Genomic DNA, 972 nt, shown 5'->3' on the forward strand with positions numbered 1-972 from the left:
GCTAAACGTATCACCGAAGCTGCGGATTGCTTTGGCAATGGTAGGAGAGCGTTCCAAGTGCAGTGAAGTCATCCCGTAAGGGATGGTGGAGCGCTTGGAAGTGAGAATGCCGGTATGAGTAGCGAAAGAAGGGTGAGAATCCCTTCCACCGAATGCCTAAGGTTTCCTGAGGAAGGCTCGTCCGCTCAGGGTTAGTCGGGACCTAAGCCGAGGCCGAAAGGCGTAGGCGATGGACAACAGGTTGATATTCCTGTACCGCCTCGTTTCCGTTTGAGTGAAGGGGGGACGCAGGAGGATAGGGCAAGCGCACGACTGGATTGTGCGTCCAAGCAGAAAGGCTGGCAAGCAGGCAAATCCGCTTGCCGAAAAGGCTGATCTGTGATGGCGAGGGAAATCAAGTACCGAAGTTCCTGATTCCACACTGCCAAGAAAAGCCTCTAGCGAGGAAACAGGCGCCCGTACCGCAAACCGACACAGGTAGGCGAGGAGAGAATCCTAAGGTGATCGAGAGAACTCTCGTTAAGGAACTCGGCAAAATGACCCCGTAACTTCGGGAGAAGGGGTGCTCCTGCGGGTGAAAGCCTGCGGGAGCCGCAGTGAATAGGCCCAGGCGACTGTTTAGCAAAAACACAGGTCTCTGCGAAGCCGCAAGGCGAAGTATAGGGGCTGACGCCTGCCCGGTGCTGGAAGGTTAAGAGGAGCGCTTAGACATAGTCGAAGGTGCGAATTGAAGCCCCAGTAAACGGCGGCCGTAACTATAACGGTCCTAAGGTAGCGAAATTCCTTGTCGGGTAAGTTCCGACCCGCACGAAAGGCGCAACGATCTGGGCACTGTCTCAACGAGAGACTCGGTGAAATTATAGTATGCGTGAAGATGCGCATTACCCGCGACAGGACGGAAAGACCCCGTGGAGCTTTACTGCACCCTGATATTGACTGTCTGTGCAGCTTGTACAGGATAGGTAGGAGCCT

The 972-nt window shown here is 54.8% G+C and carries 1 rRNA gene; it reads left to right on the forward strand.

Features of this window, described 5'->3' with window-relative positions:
• Window positions 1-972 (forward strand): 23S ribosomal RNA (locus tag FS666_RS19370); the annotation flags it as partial.

This window comes from Siminovitchia fortis, from assembly GCF_007681465.1.
Classification (GTDB): domain Bacteria; phylum Bacillota; class Bacilli; order Bacillales; family Bacillaceae_C; genus Siminovitchia; species Siminovitchia fortis.